The following is an 18030-nucleotide window of genomic DNA, read 5'->3' on the forward strand; positions in this document are numbered from 1 at the left end:
CGCTGGCGGAATTGCTGGGCTCGCCGCCGGGGCCGGACGCGGCGTTGGACTCGGCGCGGGAGCAGGCGCGGGTGCAGTGGGCCATCGCGCAGCTGGAGCCGGACGCGCGGATGTTGGTGGCGTTGAGGGACATCGAAGGGCTGTCGTACGAGGAGATCGTCGACATCACCGAGCTTGCGTTGGGAACCGTGAAGAGTCGGCTCCACCGGGCGCGGGAGAAGCTGGCGGATCTCCTGGGGCGGCTTGAGGAATGAACGGCTTTCAGCGGAGACTCCGGGACATGCCAGCGCAGCTCAGCCACCGCGAGACCAGGGCCCTCTTCATCGCCCTCGCCGATGAGGAGCTCCCCGCCGAGAAGGCGCGGGAGGTCCAGTCGCATCTGGATGGGTGCGGCGAGTGCCAGCAGGGGTGGCAGAGCTACTCGGCCACCGTGCTGCGGTTGCGCAAGGTGGACAAGCAGAAGGCCCCGCCGGCGCTGGCCTCGATGGTGATGACGCGGGTGAAGCGGCAGCGGCGCTTCGGGCTGAAGCGGCTGCACCTGGCGCACGCGCAGTACCGGTTGCCGGTGGAGATCCTCATTCCCCTGCTGCTGGCGGTGGCGGTGGCGGCCTTCATCATCATGTCCGCGACCTGACGGGAACATCTTCCGCGTCCATTCGTTGCGTCCCGGGGTGGGCTTGGCTACGGTGCCGCGCCCCTACGGGATGCCCCATGGCTGACACTCCAGAGAACAAGAACGCGGAAGCGGACCTCGGGTCCAAGGAGCAGGAAATCTACGACCAGCGCCTCGAGAAGGCGCGGAAGTGGAAGGACTCCGGCTTCAACCCGTACGGCAACGGCTACCGCCCCCAGCACCTGGCCGCGGACATCGCCGCCCGCCACGGCAACCAGTCCATGGAGGAGCTCGAGAAGGCCGAGCCCACCTCCTATGACGTGGCCGGCCGCATCGTGGCCGTGCGCAGCTTCGGCAAGGCCGCCTTCGTCAAGCTGCGCGACCGCTCGGGGGAGATCCAGGCCCACCTGAAGAAGGATGCCCTCGGGGACGCCTACGAGCTCTTCAAGCTGTGCGACCTGGGTGACTTCGTCGCCGTCCAGGGCACCCTCTTCCGCTCCAAGACGGGCGAGCTCACCCTGTCCGCCCAGAAGTTCCTGCCGCTCACCAAGTCCCTGCGGCCCCTGCCCGAGAAGTGGCACGGCCTCACGGACGTGGAGGTCCGCTACCGCCAGCGCTACCTGGACCTCGTCTCCAACCCGGACGTGAAGCAGGCCTTCCTCAAGCGCAACAAGCTCGTGCGCTTCATCCGGGACTTCCTCGACACCCGCGACTTCGTCGAGGTGGAGACCCCGATGATGCACCCGCTGGTGTCGGGCGCGGCGGCCCGGCCCTTCACCACCCACCACAACGCGCTGGACATCGATCTGTACATGCGGATCGCCCCGGAGCTGTACCTCAAGCGCCTGGTGGTGGGCGGCATCGAGCGCGTCTACGAGATCAACCGCAACTTCCGCAACGAGGGCATCAGCACCCGGCACAACCCCGAGTTCACGATGCTCGAGTTCTACCAGGCCTACGCCACGTTCGAGGACCTGATGGACCTCACCGAGGAGATGATCTCCGGCGCGGCGAAGGTGGTGACGGGCGACACGAAGGTGACGTACCAGGGGCACGTGCTGGACTTCGGCAAGGGTTGGAAGCGCATCCCCATGACCGAGGCCATCCGCGAGGTCGTCCCCTCGCTGAGCGACAAGGACATGGCGGACGCCGAGCGGCTGCGCCACGAGCTGCTCAAGACGTCGCACGGGGAGGCCGAGCGCCGCGCCGTCGAGACCATGCACCACGGCGAGCTGGTGGGCGCGCTCTTCGAGCACCACGTGGAGCAGAAGCTGGTGCACCCCACCTTCATCACGCACTACCCCACCGCCGTCAGCCCGCTGGCGCGCCGCAACGACCAGAACCCGGACATCACCGACCGCTTCGAGCTCTTCGTCGCTGGCCGGGAGATCGGCAACGCCTTCTCCGAGCTCAACGATCCGATCGACCAGAAGGATCGCTTCCTCTCCCAGCTGGACGCCAAGCAGCGTGGCCAGCAGGAGACGATGGACTACGACGAGGACTACATCCGCGCCCTGGAGCACGGCATGCCGCCCACGGCGGGTGAGGGCATCGGGATTGATCGGCTCGCCATGCTGTTCACGGACGCGGCGTCGATCCGCGACGTCATTCTCTTCCCCCTCCTCAAGCCGCTTGCGAAGTAGGCAGGAACCCTCGTGAACGCCGAACGGCAGACCGTCTACCGCTGGAGCCTCATCTGGAGCGGCGCCCTCGTGGCCCTCGTGGGCGCCGTGCTGCTCGGCGTGGCCATCTCGCAGTCGGACGCCTGGGAGCGGGTGGCCGGGGTGCTGGGCCTGTCCGGGCTGGGGTGGGGCTCGCTCATCCAGACGCTCAACGCGCTCGGGCTGTCGGCGGTGCAGTCGGCCACCCTGCGCTCCTCGGTGAAGATCGTCGGCACGCAGTACCTCGCCGCGGGCGCGGCGGTCTGGCTGGGGGGCTGGGCGCTCATCGCCTCCGGCATCCGGCGCGCGCCCCCCTCCACCGAAGGGCCGAGCCCGGCCGCCGGGGCGACGCTCTACCCCCGGCTGGCGCAGTACCGTGACTTCTACTGGAGCACCCTGGGCGCCTACGGCGGCGGCATCCTGCTCGCCGAGCTGGTGCTCATCCTCCTGCAGACCTTCCTGTCCAGCGGCGGTGGCGCGGCGGGCGGAGCAGGGGAGGGTGGTGGGCTGGCTCCCACGGGCGCCTTCGCCGTGTCGCTGATCGTCTCGTCGCTCGTGGCCTTCGCGTGCGGCTTCGTGGGGGCCTCCCGCGCGCGGCGGCTGGCCATGCCCGAGGCCACCATCGGCGTCATCTACTTCGGCCTGCCCGTCCCGGTGCTGCTGACGCTCATCGATCAGGTGCCGGATCTCCAGGTGTCGCTGGGCTACCGGCTGCGCGAGGTGACGTACCTGGCGGAGATGCTCGGCCGCCCGGTGGTGGGCTACTGGCTCGTCTTCTCGCTGCTGGTGCTGGTGCTGGTGCTGGGCATCAACACCGGCTTCATCGCCGCGGGCAGCGGACGGGTGGACTTGAAGCTGGGCTTCGAGCTCTTCGTCGCCCGCCGCCACGTGGGCGTGTTCCGCCCCTCGCTGCTGCTGGGCACGCTGGCGGTGCTGATGTTCGGCATCGTCCCGCCGCTCATCGTCTACGGCATCATTCGTTCCGTGGAGGCGGCGGTGGAGCGCACCCGCATCCGCGCCCTGGGCATGAAGGATCCGCTCGCCGCCGCGTCCGCGCTCAACAACCTCAAGCTGCGCGAGCAGTCGCCCACCATGATGATGACCGCGCTCTCCGTGGGCGGCGTGGGCGTGGGCGTGATGGCGCTCATCATCGTCCTGTCGGTGATGAGCGGCTTCGAGGAGGACCTCCAGAAGAAGATCCTCGGCGCCCACTCGCACGTGGTGGTGTCGAAGTACGCGGGCCACCTGCCCGAGTACAAGCGGCTGATGGAGCAGATCGCCAAGGTGCCGGGGGTGGTGGGCCAGACGCCCTCCATCGACAACCCGGTGATGGTGCTCGCCGAGGGCGACGAGGTGCAGGGCATCGTCCTCAAGGGGATCGACCCGGAGACCGTGGGCTCGGTGTTGGACCTGCGCAAGAACATGCTTCCGGGTGGCGAGCTGGACTACCTCACGACGCCCGAGAAGGTCGTCCCCCGGCGCTCGTTCGGCGGCTTCGGCTCCCAGTCCTCCCCGCAGGACGACGAAGAGGAGGAGGAGTCGGAGGACCCCATCATCGGCAAGAGCACCAAGGGCACCGGGCCCAAGGTGTTGCCCGGCATCATCCTGGGCCGCGAGCTGGCCACCATCATGCGCGTGGTCGTGGGCGACCGGGTGAACGTCATCTCCCCGCAGGGGGCCGAGCTGGGCCCCACCGGCCTCATCCCCAAGAGCCGCGCCTTCCGCGTGGCGGGCATCTTCTACTCGGGCATGTACGAGTACGACGCGAAGTTCGCCTACATCCTGCTGGACGAGGCGCAGAAGCTCTTCAGTGCCAATGGTCCCAGCAGCGTCGAGCTGGTGGTGGCGGACGTGGATGATGCCCGGCGCATCGCCAACCTGGTGGGGCGTGAGCTGGGCGGCTACCCCTACCGCGCCCGCGACTGGGGAGAAATCCACCGGAACATCTTCTCGGCGCTCCGGTTGGAGAAGCTCGTCATGGGCATCATCCTCTCCATCATCATCGTGGTCGCCGCGGGCCTCATCGTGGCCACGGTCATCATGCTGGTGCTGGAGAAGCGCAAGGAGATCGCCGTCCTCAAGGCGCTCGGTGTCTCCGATGGAGGCATCGTGAAGATCTTCCTCGCCGAGGGCCTCCAGATTGGCGTGGCCGGTGGCCTGCTGGGGCTCTTCTCGGGCCTGACCTGGTGCCTCTTCATCGAACGGGTGGGCATCAAGCTGGATCCGTCCGTCTATTACATCCCCGCGCTGCCAGTGAAGATCGAGCCGCTTCAGACGGCGCTCGCGGTGGTCATCGCGGTACTCGTCACCTACCTGGCGTCCATCTATCCCGCGCTCAAGGCGAGCAGCGTGGAGCCGGTGGAAGGCCTGAAGGCGGAGTGAGGACGATGCCCCTGCTCTCCATCCAGAACGTCTTCAAGAGCTACTTCCTGCACGGCAAGCGCATCGACGTGCTCCGGGGCGTGTCCCTGGACATCGGGAAGGGCGAGCTGGTGAGCCTCATCGGGGCGTCCGGCGCGGGCAAGAGCACCTTCCTGCACGTGCTGGGCACGCTGGACATGCCGGCCGCGGGCGAGCTGCTCTTCGAGGGCCGAAGCGTCTTCGCCATGAACGACGCGGAGATCGCCGAGTTCCGCAACCGCACCATCGGCTTCGTCTTCCAGAGCCACTACCTGCTGCCCGAGTTCACCGCCCTGGAGAACGTGGCCATGCCGGCGCTCGTCCAGCGCAGGGACAAGACCGAGTCCTACGCCTACGCCCGCGAGCTGCTGGAGCGGGTGGGGCTGGGGAGCCGGGTGGAGCACCGCCCCGGCGAGCTGTCCGGCGGCGAGGCCCAGCGCGTGGCCCTGGCGCGCGCCCTGGTGCTCAAGCCGGCCGTGCTGCTCGCCGACGAGCCCACCGGCAACCTGGACCCGGCCACCGGCGAGGGCATCCACCAGCTCCTGCGCGAGGTGAACCGGGACCTGGGCATCACCGCCGTGGTGGTCACCCACAACGAGACCCTGGCCCGCTCCATGCCCCGACGGCTCCGGTTGGTCGCCGGGCAGGTGACCGAGGCTTGACGCTCCCGGACTCCCTTTCCGCGATTTCTCATTGAGACTGGCTGAATTCCTCCCGTAGATTGCCCCGCCCTTTACCGGCCGATTGCTCTTGAGGCTCCCCGTTCTCTCGCTCAGGTTCCTTCTCCCGCTTCTTGTCGCCGCCTGGACGGTGATGCCCGGTCGCGCGCTCGCGCAGGCACTCCCCCAGGACCCCGCCACGCCCGGCGCCGAAGCCCCGCCCTCCCCCGACCGTGAGGTCCAAGAGGGTCAGGTGGTCGACATCCGCGTCGAGGGCAACCGCCGCGTCGAGGCCGAGGCCGTCCGCCGCGCCCTCAAGACGAAGGTGGGTGAGGCCTTCGACGAGGCGCGCACCGCCGACGATCTCCGCGCCGTCTGGGCGCTCGGCTACTTCACGGACGTGCAGCTGCTCGCGCAGCGCCTGCCCAACGGCGGCGTCGTCTACGTGGTGCGGGTGCAGGAGCGCCCCTCCATCCGCTCGGTGAAGCTCGCTGGCAACGAGGAGCTGAGCCAGGAGGACCTGAAGGAGGCCATCGAGGTCAAGCCGCTCACCATCCTCGACATGGATGTGGTGCGCCGCACCCAGAAGAAGATCCAGGAGAAGTACGTCGACAAGGGCTATTTCCTCGCCGAGGTCGGCCATAAGATCGTCCCCGTCGAGGGGGGGCAGATCGATGTCGTCTTCGAGATCGACGAGAACTCGAAGGTGATGGTGAAGGAAATCGTCTTCCTGGGCGCGGAGAAGGTGCCTGCCTCCCGGCTCAAGGACGTGATGATCACCAAGGAGGGGGGCTACCTCTCCTTCATCACCGGCGAGGGCACCTACCGCGAGGAGGCCTTCCAGCGCGACCTGGCGGTCATCCAGGCCACCTATTACGACGAGGGCTTCATCAACGTCCGGGTGGACAAGCCCACCGTCTCCCTGTCCGCGGACAAGCGCTACATCTACATCACCATCAAGTTGACGGAGGGCGAGCGCTTCGACATCGGGAAGATCGACTTCGCCGGCGACCTGGTGGTGCCCAAGGAGGAGCTGGCGAAGCTGATGACCTCCGGGTCGGGTCAGCACTTCAGCCGCTCGCAGCTCGGCCAGGACATCCAGTCCCTCACGGACGTCTACTACGACCGGGGCTACGCCTACGCCAACATCAACCCCGTCACCGCGGTGAACGCGGAGACGAAGACGGTGGACCTGACGTTCGAGGTGCAGCAGGGCCCGCAGGTCACCATCGAGCGCATCGACATCGTCGGCAACACCAAGACGCGCGACAAGGTCATCCGCCGCGAGGTGCGCGTCTACGAGGGCGAGCTCTACAACGGCACCGGCGTGCGCCGCAGCAAGGAGCGCGTGACGGCGCTCGGCTTCTTCGAGACGGTGGAAGTCACCCAGAAGCCCGGCAGCCGCGAGGACACCATCGTCGTGCAGGTGGAGGTGAAGGAGAAGGCCACCGGCACCTTCCAGGTGGGCCTCGGCTTCTCCAACGTGGAGAACTTCATCTTCACGGCCCAGGTGTCGCAGAACAACTTCCTGGGGTGGGGCCAGAGCGTGTCGGCCTCGGCGCAGATCTCCAGCCTGCGCTCGCTGGTGCAGCTCTCGTTCTTCGACCCGTACTTCCTGGACACCAACTTCCTGCTCTCCGCGGACTTCTTCCGCGTGGACGCGGAGTACACCGGCTTCATCCGTCGCTCGACGGGTGGCAGCGTGTCCCTGGGCTACCAGATCATCGAGGACGTGCTCGTCAACGTGGGCTACTCGCAGGAGCACGTGAACGTGGAGGCCGCCCAGAACCTGGGTGGCGTGCTGCTGGCCAACCGCTTCCTCAGTGGCGTGACGAGCTCGGTGCGCCTGTCGCTCACCTACGACAAGCGCAACAACCGCCTCTTCCCCTCCAAGGGCTTCATCCACTACGGCTCGGTGGAGTACGCGCCCCCCTTCCTGGGCATTGGCGGCTCGCCGTTCCTCTTCACCCGCTACACCGCCTATTCGCGGCTCTACTTCCCGCTGCCCCTGGGCGCCGTCTTCAAGACGAACGCCACCGTGGGCTACATCCAGCAGCTCGGCTCCAACCCGCTGCCCATCTCCGAGCTCTACTACCTGGGTGGTATCAACTCGGTGCGCGGCTACCTGCTGCGCAGCATCAGCCCCACGCTGCTGGCGCCGCGCTCGGGCTCGCCGGAGGCGTCCATCGACCGGCTGGACGTGGGTGGCAACAAGCAGCTCATCCTCAACGTGGAGCTGGAGTTCCCCGTCTTCGAGAAGGCCGGTATCCGCGGCGTGGTCTTCTATGACGCGGGCAACGCCTACGCGACCAATGAGCGCTTCTTCGAGGACAAGCAGGACAAGGTGGCCCTGGGCCTGTTCCACTCGGTGGGCTTTGGCTTCCGCTGGTTCTCGCCGGTCGGTCCCTTGCGCTTCGAGTGGGGAATCCCGCTTTCGAAGCGTCCGGAAGATCTGCCCATCCTCTTCGAGTTTACGATCGGCAATTTCTTCTGATACGTCGTCCGCCCGGTCCGCGAGCGGCCGTTTTCACGGCCGTTGAACATCGCGCCGGGGCGGGACGTCGAAGTCTGCAAACCTTCCCCGAGGAGCTGTCGCACATGTCGCTTCGAAGCACACTGTCGGTCCTGGCCATTGCCCTCTCGCTCTCCGTCCCGGCCCTGGCCTCCGCCGCCGACCTGAAGGTCGCGTACGTGGATTTCCAGCGCGTCCTGCTCGATGTGGACGACGGCAAGGCCGCCAAGGTCCGCCTCCAGAAGTGGCTGGAGAGCCGCCAGAAGGAAATCGACGCCGAGCAGGAGTCCCTCCGCAAGGAGAAGGAGACGCTCGACAAGCAGGCCAGCGCGATGAGCGAGGAGACGCGCATCCAGAAGGCCACGGACCTGCAGAAGAAGGTCTACGAGCTCGCCCAGAAGTGGGAGAAGAGCCGCTCCGAGGCCGCCGAGAAGGAGCGCAAGGAGATGGAGCCCATCATCGGGAAGATCGACGACGTCATCCGTCGCATCGCCGAGCGGGATGGGCTGTCCATGGTCTTCGAGAAGCGTGACTCCGGCCTGGTGTTCGCCCTGGATCAGTATGACCTGACCACCGAGGTCATCCGCACCTACAACAACTCCAAGGGCAAGGCCAAGGACGCGCCGGTCGCCAAGGACGCCCCCAAGAAGTAAGGGCCTTTCCGTGCACGCACCCAGCCCGCGCCGGCTCGGGGAGCTCGCCGCCCATGTGGGCGGTGAGCTCGTCGGAGATGCCGGCCTCTTGATCACGGGGCTCAACGGGCTCGCCGAGGCGAGTCCGGGAGAGCTCTCCTTCTACGGCAACCTCCGCTACCGCCGGCAGTACGAGGCGAGCCGGGCATCGGCCATCCTCGTGGGTCCGGACACGGACGTGCGCGAGGGGCTGTCGCTCGTGAGGGTGCCCAACCCGCACCTGGCTTTCGCGAGGATCTCCAGCCTCTTCCACCCGCGGCCGGCGTACGCGGCGGGGGTGAGGCCGGGAGCGCATGTGCACCCCGAGGCGCGCGTGCACCCGGAGGCCGCGGTGATGGCGGGCGCCACGGTGGAGAAGAACGCCACGGTGGGTGCGCGCTCGGTGCTCTTCCCCGGCGCCTACGTGGGCGAGGGGGCCAGCATCGGCGAGGACTGCCTGTTCTACCCCAACGTCACCGTGCGCGAGCACTGCCAGGTGGGCTCTCGCGTCATCCTCCACGCCTCGTGCGTGGTGGGCGCGGACGGCTTCGGCTTCGCCTTCAATCCCGAGGGAGAGAACGGACCGGAGCACTACAAGGTGCCCCAGGCGGGCATCGTCCGCATCGAGGATGACGTGGAGGTCGGTGCCTGCACCACCATCGACCGGGCCACGATTGGAGAAACGGTCATCGGCCGCGGGTCCAAGCTCGACAACCTCGTGCAGATCGCCCACAACGTGAAGGTGGGCCCGCTGTCGCTCATCTGCGCGCAGGCGGGTGTGTCCGGCTCGGCCGAGCTGGGCACGGGCGTGGTGCTGGCGGGGCAGGTGGGCGTGGTGGGCCACATCCGCGTGGGAGACCTGGCCAAGGTCGGGGCCCAGTCCGGCGTGGCGCACGACGTGGAGGACGGGCAGGTGGTGAGCGGCAGCCCGGCCGTGCCGCACCGGGAGTGGCTGCGCATGTCGGCGGCGCTCGGGCAGCTGGGCGATCTGCTCAAGGAAGTGCGCACCCTGCGGCGCAGGGTGGAGACGCTCGAGAAGAAGGAGAAGGGCGGATGATGGACATCGTGGATATCCAGCAGTTGCTGCCCCACCGCTATCCGTTCCTCCTGGTGGACCGGGTGGTGGAGCTCGTTCCGGGCCAGAAGCTGGTGGCGTACAAGAACGTCACCAGCAACGAGGACTTCTTCAACGGGCACTTCCCGGGGCACCCGGTGATGCCGGGCGTCCTCATCCTGGAAGCGCTGGCGCAGGCCATGGCCATCCTCGCCTACAAGAGCGAGTCGATGGACCCCAAGCAGACGGTGACGTACCTGATGGGCGTGGACGGCGCGCGCTTCCGCAAGCCGGTGGTTCCCGGCGATCGCCTCCAGCTCAACATCGAGGTCATCCGCCACAAGGGGGCCATCTGGAAGACGAGGGGGACGGCCACGGTGGACGGTGCGAAGGTGGCCGAGGGCGAGTTCCTGGCGACCGTCGTGGACAAGAACAAGGACCCGAGCGGCTCCACGGCCGACGCGTCCTGAGCGACTGAAGAGGCAGACCCCTATGGCGCAGGTTCACCCCACGGCGGTGGTCCACCCCGGTGCTCGCCTCCACGAGACGGTGGAGATCGGTCCCTACTCCGTCATCGGTGAGAGGGTGATGATTGGCGCGGGGTCCCGAGTGGGTCCCCACGTCGTCATCGAGGGCCGTACCACCCTTGGTGAGCGTAACCGCATCTTCCAGTTCGCCTCGGTGGGCGGCGCCCCGCAGGACTTGAAGTACGCGGGCGAGGACACCCAGCTCATCATCGGCGACGGCAACACCATCCGTGAGTCCGTCACGCTGAACATCGGCACGGTGGGCGGCGGCGGCGTGACGCGGGTGGGCAACAACAACCTCTTCATGGCCTATAGCCACGTGGCCCACGACTGCCTGGTGGGCAATGGCTGCGTCGTCGCCAACAGCGTGGCGCTGGCCGGGCACGTGCAGTTGGAGGACTCGGTCATCCTCGGTGGCCTGTCCGCGGTGCACCAGTTCACCCGCCTGGGCAAGCACGCGTTCATCGCGGGCGGGTCCATGGTGACGATGGACGTGCCCCCGTACTGCACGGCCCAGGGAGATCGGGCGGAACTGGCCGGCCTCAACGTGGTGGGCCTCCAGCGCCACGGCTTCAACGAGGAGCAGATCGGCCGCATCAAGGAGGCCTACAAGATCCTCTTCCGCTCGAAGCTCCAGCTGGCGGAGGCGGTGGCCCGACTGAAGGCGGAGATGGGCGGCCACTCGGAGATCGACTACCTCGTGGACTTCGTCAGCCAGAGCAAGCGCGGGCTGACGCGCTGACGTGAACGTGGAGCGCATCGGCCTCATCGCGGGCAACGGACGGTTGCCCTTCCTGTTCGCGAGCGCGGCCCGGGAGCAGGGGCTCGCGGTGGTGGCGGTGGCGCACCGGGGCGAGGCGGATCCGGCCCTGGAGGCCGAGGTCTCCGAGCTGACGTGGGTGCGGTTGGGGCAGGTGGACCGCATCGTCGGCGCCTTCCGCAAGGCGGGCGTGAAGCGGGCGGCCATGGCGGGTGGAATCGGCCGGGTGCGCGCGTTCTCCGAGGCCCGGCCGGACCTGGGCGCGGTGCGCATCATGGCGCGCCTGCGCAGCTTCCGGGACGACGCGCTGCTGCGCGCGGTGGCGGACTACTTCGAGTCCCATGGCATCACCATCGTGGCGCCCACGGACTGGCTGGCGCAGGCGCTGTGCCCCGAGGGACATCTGGCGGGGCCTCGGCTGGGCGAGGCGCAGGAGAAGGACGTGGTGCTGGGGCGCGAGGTGGCCACGCTGCTGGGACAGGCGGACGTCGGGCAGACGGTGGTGGTGCGCAACGGCCACGTGCTGGCGCTGGAGGCGGTGGAGGGCACGGACGAAGCCATCCGCCGGGGCGGCAAGTACGGTGGGGCGGGCGCGGTGGTGGTGAAGCGCAGCAAGCCGGGGCAGGATCTGCGCTTCGACCTGCCGGCGGTGGGGCCTCGCACACTGGAGGTCATGCAGGAGGTCGGGGCGAGGGTGCTCGCACTGGAGGCGGGCAAGACGGTGCTGCTGGACGCGCCGGCGCTCTTCGAGGGGGCCGAGAAGGCGGGCATCACCCTCGTTGGCGTACCCTGAACCTCCGCCACCCATGCCCGCTCCCTCGCCCTCCTGGGGAGGTCGGGAGTGCGCATCGTCCCCACCCCGTACTGTGTGGAATGCTCGCCTCCCAAGGGCCTGTTCCGGACACTACTCCGGGGCCTGGCCCGGGTCCGCATTGCACGCGCCGCTCACCCCGGACAGCGTGTGCCTCGACTCGGAGGTGGCCGCTGCCCATGAACGCCCGACTGCTCCTGCTATGCCTCACCCTGTCTCCCCTGTGCGCGCTCGCGGACGCGGTGCGCGTGTCGCTCCAGCCGAAGGCCTCGGTGGGCAAGGGGCTGCCGTCCCTTCAGGTGCACATCGAGGAGCCCATCGCGGGCTTCGAGCTGAAGCTGAAGCGCGGCGACGGGCACGAGGTGCGGGTGAAGGGAGGCGGTCAGCCGGGCGTGACGCGCACCCTCTCGCTGGAGCAGCCCGAGGGCCGCTTCCACTATGAGGGGGAGCTGGTGGTGCGCTTCCCGGACGCGCAGGAGGCCTCCATGCCCCTGTCCTTCGACGCGGAGCTGCTGGGCCCGCTGCGGATGACGGTGGCCCCGGAGGACGTGGACGTGGAGGGGCGCAAGCTGCGCTTCTCGTTGTCGCGGCCCGCCTCGCGCGTGAAGGTGGCGGTGCTGATGGACACCGGCGAGAAGGCCCTCGAGGGGGAGGTGCCCTTCCAGGGCGAGCCCGCCGGGACGCCGCTGGAGGTGACGTGGCCGGCGGCGAAGGGCAGGGTGATGCGTATCTCGCTCCAGGCCTTCGACACGTCCGACTACTACACGGGCCTGGAGCTCTTTCCGTGGCGGGTGGACATCCCCCACGAGGAGGTCGGCTTCCCCACCGGCAGCGCGGAGGTGCCGGCGGCGGAGCGGCGGAAACTGGACGCCAGCCATGGCCTCATCTCCGACGCGGTGTCGCGCTACGGCCGCTTCGCGGAGCTGCGCCTCTACATCCTCGGGCATACCGATACGGTGGGGGACACGGCGGCCAACCGCGAGCTGTCTCTCCAGCGCGCCCGGAGCATCGCGGCGTACCTGCGCAAGCGGGGTCTGAAGCTGCCCATCTTCTACGAGGGCTTCGGCGAGCAGGCCCCGAGCGTGGCCACCCCGGACGAGACCGACGAGGCCGCCAACCGGCGCGCCCAGTACATCCTGGCGGTGGAGCCGCCAGCCCTGATCCAACCCCCCTTCCCGCCGCGGTGGCGGAAGCTGTGATGCGCCTCAAGGAGAACCGACGGATGAAGAGCCTCGTGCTGCCCACCCTGCTCGCCCTCGCCGCCACCGGCTGCATGCACTCGCGCGAGCGCCTCGCCAACCCGGCGGAGGAGGCCGGCAAGTGCGAGCTGGTCCAGACGCTGATGCGCCAGCCGCTGCCGCAGGCGTACCTGGCGCAGCTCGCGGCGGGGGGGCGTGACGAGCCCGCGCAGGTGCTCGTCTACGTGCGCCGGCCCGAGCAGAGCCTGCTGGAGCGCCTCTTCGAGGGTGAGGAGACCACGTGCGGCGGCCTCGGTTACAACGTAGTGCAGCAGAGCACCACGCGGGCGCTGGTGGTCTTCCTCCAGCCGACGGGCAATGGCTACACCTTCGATGTGCAGCGCGCCGCCCCGGACGAGCTGTCCCTGGGCGGAGAGCCCAAGGGCGTGGTGACGAAGAGCGACGGCGGGGGCTGGGCGGCCTCCAGCCTCTGAGCGGCCCGGGCCTCGCCCGCGCTACCGGAGCAGATCCTTGCCGCCATCCGCGATGAACTGCACGGCGATGGCGGCGAGGATGAGCCCCATCACGCGCTCGAGGATGGCCACGCCGGACTGCTTGAGCACACGCTGCACGAAGCCGGCGGCGCGCAGCACGAAGTAGCTCACGAGGAAGGTGAGCACGATGGCCACCAGCACGGGCACCGCGGACACCAGGCTGTCGCCGCCGCGGGCCATCAGCACCATGGCGGTGGCGATGGCGCCGGGGCCCGCCAGCAGGGGCATCGCCAGCGGCACCAGGGCCACGTCGTCCTTCTTCACGCCCTCCTGCGTCTCGGACGGGGTGGTGCGTGTCTCCGAGGGCCTCGCGCGCAGCATGTCCAGCGCGGTGATGAGCAGCAGGATGCCGCCCGCCACCCGGAAGGCGCCCAGCGAGACGCCGAACACCTTGAAGATGATGCCGCCGAACATGGCGAAGAAGAGCAGCAGCGCACATGCCACCAGGCACGCGCGCCGCGCCGTGCTCCGGATCTTCTCTTCCGAGTCCCCCGAGGTGATCGCCAGGAAGATGGGCACCACGCCCACCGGATCCACCACGAACAGGACCGCCGGGAGCGACACGAGGAAAAGGGACAGCTGCTCGGACATGCGCCTCCTCTACACCGTGAGGCGCAGCTTCCACACCATCGTCAGGGCCTCGACGAAGATCTTCCGGCTCATCTTCGACTGCCCGACGCGGCGATCCTCGAAGACGATGGGGATCTCCTTCACCGTCATGCCCTTCTTCAGGGTGCGGTAGGTGAGCTCGATCTGGAAGGCGTAGCCGGTGCTCTTCACCGCCTCGAGGTCGATGGTCTCGAGCACCCGGCGGTTGAAGCACTTGAAGCCGCCGGTCAGATCCCTCACGCCCACGCCGAGGATGGAGCGCGCGTAGAGCGAGCCGCCCCGGCTGATGATCTTGCGGCCCACGCCCCAGTTGACGGTGCCACCACCGCGCACGTACCGCGAGCCCAGCACCAGGTCCGCGCCGCCCATGGCCGTGTCCAGCAGGGTGGGCAGGTAGCGCGGGTCATGGCTGAAGTCCGCGTCCATCTCGACGATGTACGTGTAGCCCGCGTCGAGCCCCACGCGGAACGCGTGCAGGTAGGCGCGCCCCAGGCCCTGCTTCTTCTCGCGGTGCAGGACGCGGATGCGCGGCTCCTTCGCCGCCAGCTCGTCGGCCAGCTTCCCCGTCCCATCGGGGGAGTTGTCGTCGACGACGAGGATGTCCACGCGGGGATCGGCCGCGAGCACCGCGCGGGTGATCGGCTCGAGGTTGTCCCGCTCGTTGTAGGTGGGGATGCAGACCAGCACAGGATTCATCGCGCGGCGGGACATACCAGAGTGGCGCGGTGTCCGCTGCTGGACTTTCGGAGCAATCGGTGTGCCTGGCACCTACAGGGCGGGGGGCAGCAGCTCCAGCACGGCCTCGGCGGCGCGGGCGGCGGCTCCATGCGCTCCGAGCCGGGTGCGCACCTCCTCGAGCCCCTGGAGCATCTCCTCGCGCGGCGCGCCGGGCACCCACAGGCGGCGGATCTCCCCGGCGATGCGCTCGGGCGTCATGTCGCCCTGGAGCAGCTCGGGCACCACCCGGCGGTTGGCGAGCAGGTTGACGAGGGCGACGTGCGCCACCTTCAGCATCAGCCGGCCCACGAGGTAGGTGACGAGCGAGACGCGGTACACCACCACCATGGGGCGCTGCATCAGCCCCGCCTCCAGGGCCGCCGTCCCCGAGGCCACGATGGCCGCGTCGCTGGCCCCCACCACCTCGGGAGCCCGGCCCTCCACCAGCACCGGCTGCACGCCACTGCCCTCGAAGCGGGAGAGGATCTCCTCGCGCGGGATGGTGGGGGCCACGGGCACCACCACCTGGAGCCCGGGGCGCTCGGCGACCAGTTGCTTCGCGGCACCCACCATGGCGGGGAGGATGCGGCGGATCTCACTCATGCGGCTGCCCGGTAGCAGGGCGAGGGTGGGGGTGCCCTCGGGCAGCCCGAGCTTCTGGCGGAAGGAGCTGGCGCTGGCGGGAGAGGGGACCTGCTCCACCACGGGGCTGCCCACGTAGCGGGCGACGACGCCGGCCTCCCGGTAGAAGTCCTCCTCGAAGGGGAGGATGCAGAGCATCCGGTCCACGAGCTTCGCGATCGTCTTCACCCGGCCCCGGCGCCAGGCCCAGATCATCGGCGAGACGTAATAGGCGACGGGGATGCCGAGCTTCTTGAGGCGGGCGGCGAGCCGCAGGTTGAAGTCGGGGATGTCGACGAGGATGGCGCAGGCGGGGCGGCGCTCGGCGGCGGCCTCGGCCAGCCCGCGCATCACCTGGAGGATGCGGGGAATCTTGGGCAGCACCTCGGTGATGCCCATGACGTTGACCTCGTGGGCACCGTAGAGCAGCTCCACGCCCTGGGCGGCGAGGCGCGAGCCTCCCATTCCGAAGAAGCGAAGGTCCGGGCGCTGGGCCTTGAGGGCGGCGACGAGCTCGGCGGCGTGGGCGTCACCGGACGCCTCGCCGGCCACGACGAGAATCTGGAGGGGAGGGGACATGAGAAGCGGCGGGCATCCTATCCGAAGCGGTGCTCGGGTCGCGGGTTCTCACTGTTCGAGATAGGAAGAACGGCGTACGCCAGCGCTGGAAGATTTCCTTCCAGGTGACCAGGACGCGACCTCCTCCAGGAGTAGTGCGGGGAATCTCCGAGGGCTTGTCGACTTCCTGGGCCGGACGTGGAAGCGTCCGCGCTGGACTCGCTGTCTGGGCTCGACACGGGGGTGACCGGATGTACCAGTACGCTGAAGTGGCCGGAGGGGCGCGGACCGCGGAGCACTGGGCGGTGGACCTGGAGCAGCGGATGGCCCTGGCGGAGCCGAACGACACCGTTCGCGGCGTGTTCTGCAATGGCCTGGTGCGCCTCGTGCGGGAACTCTGTGGCGAGGAACTGGAGGGCCACTGCCTGGCGGCGGCCGGAGAGGCGAAGTTCCTCGACTTCTTCAACTACCCCATCACCACGTACCTGCGGATGGTCTCCACCGGAATGCGGCTGCTGGCCGAGAAGCAGGGAGACGTCGACGCGGCCCTGCGGCGGCTCGGGCGGCAGGTGGTGGTGGACCTGGGTCGCTCCGCGGCGGGCAGGGCCCTGGGGATGATGAACACCGGGGACACGCGGAGCCGGCTGGAGGGCTTGCGCGTGGCCTACCGGGTCCTGGTGAGTTTTGGCGAGCTCGAGCTGGCCTGGACGGGGCCGCGGAGCGCCCGCGTCACCTTGAAGCGCGTCTTCATGCCCCAGGCCTTCCACGAGGGCATGCTGATGGCGGCGTTCGAGGAGCGAAACATCCGGGGCGCCAGGGTGAACGGGCGTCAGGTGGGGCCGCTCGCCAACGAGTACGAGCTCTCCTGGGAGTGAGCGCTCACATCAGCATCGCGAGCAGCACCTGGGCCAGGATGATCTTGGACACCGTGGCCAGCGGGTAGACGGTGGTGTAGCCCACGTTGGGCAGGTCGTTCTTCGTCTGCTCCAGCGCGAAGCCGAGCACCGCGGGCTGGGTCTGCAGGCCGCCCAGCAGGCCCGTCAGCACGCTCATGGGGATGCCCAGCAGCTTGTGGCCGATGATGAGCGTGCTCAGCGCCACGGTGAAGGTGATGACGCCCCCGGCCGCGAGCAGCGCGAGCCCTCCGCCCTGCGTCAGTGTGGAGACGAAGGCATAGCCCGAGCGGGTGCCCACGCCCGCGAGGAACATCACCAGGCCGGCCTGACGCAGGGTGAGGTTGGCGCTGTAGGGCAGGCTCCAGACGAAGCGGCCGGTACGCCCCATCCAGCCGAGCACCAGGGCGACCACCAGTGGCCCTCCCGCGAAGCCCAGCTTCAGGTCCACGCCGCCGGGCAGGGGAATGGGCACGGTACCCAGCAGCAGCCCGAGGGCGAGGCCCAGGCTGAAGCTGAGGATGTCGATCTCGCTGAGGGCCCGGTACGAGTCACCGAAGAAGCGGCCGACCTCGTCGAGCCTGTCCCGGCGCGTCAGCACGCGGATGCGGTCACCCGGCTCGAGCACGGTGTCCTCCTGGGCCAGCATGTCCACGTCGCCGCGCCGCAGCCGGGTGGCCACCGCGCCGAAGCGTCCCGGGAGATCCAACTCGGCCAGCCGGCGCCCCACCACCTCCGGGTTGGAGACGAACATGCGCCGGTAGTCGAGCACGCTCCGGTCGTGCGCCAGGGGCTCGTGGCTGATCTCGCCGAGTCCCGCGGTGACCTCGTCCAGCTCCTGCTCGGTGCCCACCACCGTGACCAGATCCCCCGGCTCCAGCCGCGTCGAGAGGTCCGCGATGTCCAGGTGCTCGCCCCGCTGGTGCCTGCCGAAGACCACGTCCCAGCGGTGGCGCTGCATGAGCGTGGCCAGCGCCTCCTCGGGCGCGCGAAGCACCTTCACCACCCGCGTCTCGAGCGGCTCGTTGACGGAGCCCGGCTCGCTGGTGCGCTGGGCCTCGGCCGCGTAGTCCACCTTCCACAGGCGCTGCACGAGCGCGATGGCCAGCAGCACGCCGATGACACCCAGCGGGTAGGTGATGGAGTAGCCCACCACGGGATCCGCCAGGGCCTGGGCGTCCTGGGGGACGCGCATCTTGAGGAGCTCGATCTCGGCGGCGAGCGCGGGCGTG

Annotated in this window: 18 protein-coding genes; 14 read left to right on the top strand and 4 right to left on the bottom strand. The window is 68.9% G+C overall.

Annotated elements, in window-relative coordinates; genetic code table 11:
• From VF794_RS18840 to VF794_RS18900, 13 genes are all read left to right on the top strand, one after another.
• Positions 1-254 (top strand): sigma-70 family RNA polymerase sigma factor (locus tag VF794_RS18840; protein WP_331112330.1); only part of this gene is annotated, 254 nt, incomplete at its 5' end.
• 26 nt (positions 255-280) lie between these two features.
• Complete coding sequence (locus VF794_RS18845) at positions 281-634, top strand: zf-HC2 domain-containing protein (RefSeq protein WP_331112332.1); 354 nt, start codon at positions 281-283, stop codon at positions 632-634.
• A gap of 77 nt (positions 635-711) precedes the next feature.
• Complete coding sequence (gene lysS / locus VF794_RS18850; RefSeq protein WP_331112334.1) at positions 712-2256, top strand: lysine--tRNA ligase; 1545 nt, start codon at positions 712-714, stop codon at positions 2254-2256.
• A 12-nt stretch (positions 2257-2268) separates the two neighbouring features.
• A complete protein-coding gene (locus VF794_RS18855; protein ID WP_331112335.1) occupies positions 2269-4656 on the top strand; it encodes an ABC transporter permease in 2388 nt (795 codons plus the stop codon).
• Between the two features lie 5 nt (positions 4657-4661).
• Complete coding sequence (locus VF794_RS18860) at positions 4662-5336, top strand: ABC transporter ATP-binding protein (RefSeq protein ID WP_331112337.1); 675 nt, start codon at positions 4662-4664, stop codon at positions 5334-5336.
• A gap of 151 nt (positions 5337-5487) precedes the next feature.
• The gene (gene bamA / locus VF794_RS18865; RefSeq protein ID WP_331112339.1) at positions 5488-7827 is read left to right on the top strand and encodes an outer membrane protein assembly factor BamA; all 2340 of its coding nucleotides are present in this window, start codon (positions 5488-5490) and stop codon (positions 7825-7827) included.
• 104 nt (positions 7828-7931) lie between these two features.
• A complete protein-coding gene (locus VF794_RS18870; protein WP_331112341.1) occupies positions 7932-8498 on the top strand; it encodes an OmpH family outer membrane protein in 567 nt (188 codons plus the stop codon).
• 10 nt (positions 8499-8508) lie between these two features.
• A complete protein-coding gene (gene lpxD / locus VF794_RS18875; protein WP_331112342.1) occupies positions 8509-9573 on the top strand; it encodes a UDP-3-O-(3-hydroxymyristoyl)glucosamine N-acyltransferase in 1065 nt (354 codons plus the stop codon).
• Complete coding sequence (gene fabZ / locus VF794_RS18880; RefSeq protein ID WP_349257555.1) at positions 9570-10040, top strand: 3-hydroxyacyl-ACP dehydratase FabZ; 471 nt, start codon at positions 9570-9572, stop codon at positions 10038-10040. The genes lpxD and fabZ overlap by 4 nt, the downstream gene beginning before the upstream one ends.
• Before the next feature lie 22 nt (positions 10041-10062).
• On the top strand, positions 10063-10839 hold the full coding sequence (gene lpxA, locus VF794_RS18885; RefSeq protein WP_331112344.1) for an acyl-ACP--UDP-N-acetylglucosamine O-acyltransferase: 777 nt from the start codon (positions 10063-10065) through the stop codon (positions 10837-10839).
• Between the two features lie 7 nt (positions 10840-10846).
• Positions 10847-11650 (top strand): LpxI family protein, encoded by an 804-nt coding sequence (locus tag VF794_RS18890; RefSeq protein WP_331112362.1) that lies wholly within the window; start codon positions 10847-10849, stop codon positions 11648-11650.
• A gap of 197 nt (positions 11651-11847) precedes the next feature.
• On the top strand, positions 11848-12867 hold the full coding sequence (locus tag VF794_RS18895) for an OmpA family protein (protein ID WP_331112346.1): 1020 nt from the start codon (positions 11848-11850) through the stop codon (positions 12865-12867).
• Positions 12868-12890: 23 nt separating this feature from the next.
• Positions 12891-13340: a hypothetical protein gene (locus VF794_RS18900; RefSeq protein WP_331112348.1), complete on the top strand. Its 450-nt coding sequence runs from the start codon at positions 12891-12893 to the stop codon at positions 13338-13340.
• Positions 13341-13361: 21 nt separating this feature from the next.
• On the opposite strand, the gene VF794_RS18905 is transcribed toward VF794_RS18900, so the two are convergent.
• The 3 genes from VF794_RS18905 to lpxB form a co-directional block, all read right to left on the bottom strand.
• Entirely contained in the window at positions 13362-13991 is a 630-nt protein-coding gene (locus VF794_RS18905) for a MarC family protein (protein WP_331112350.1), read from the bottom strand.
• A 9-nt stretch (positions 13992-14000) separates the two neighbouring features.
• Positions 14001-14705 carry a polyprenol monophosphomannose synthase gene (locus tag VF794_RS18910; RefSeq protein WP_331112352.1) on the bottom strand — a complete coding sequence of 235 codons (705 nt, stop codon included), beginning with the start codon at positions 14703-14705 and terminating at the stop codon, positions 14001-14003.
• Positions 14706-14777: 72 nt separating this feature from the next.
• Complete coding sequence (lpxB, locus tag VF794_RS18915) at positions 14778-15926, bottom strand: lipid-A-disaccharide synthase (RefSeq protein WP_331112354.1); 1149 nt, start codon at positions 15924-15926, stop codon at positions 14778-14780.
• A 230-nt stretch (positions 15927-16156) separates the two neighbouring features.
• Here lpxB and VF794_RS18920 point away from each other — a divergent pair, with 230 nt between their 5' ends.
• Positions 16157-16780, top strand: a complete 624-nt coding sequence (locus VF794_RS18920) for a TIGR02265 family protein (protein WP_331112356.1) — start codon at positions 16157-16159, stop codon at positions 16778-16780.
• A 4-nt stretch (positions 16781-16784) separates the two neighbouring features.
• Here VF794_RS18920 and VF794_RS18925 read toward each other — a convergent pair.
• A partial coding sequence (locus VF794_RS18925; protein ID WP_331112358.1) for an aspartate:alanine exchanger family transporter occupies positions 16785-18030 on the bottom strand: 1246 nt, incomplete at its 5' end.

The sequence above is a fragment of the Archangium sp. genome (assembly GCF_036389735.1).
Taxonomy (GTDB): domain Bacteria; phylum Myxococcota; class Myxococcia; order Myxococcales; family Myxococcaceae; genus Archangium.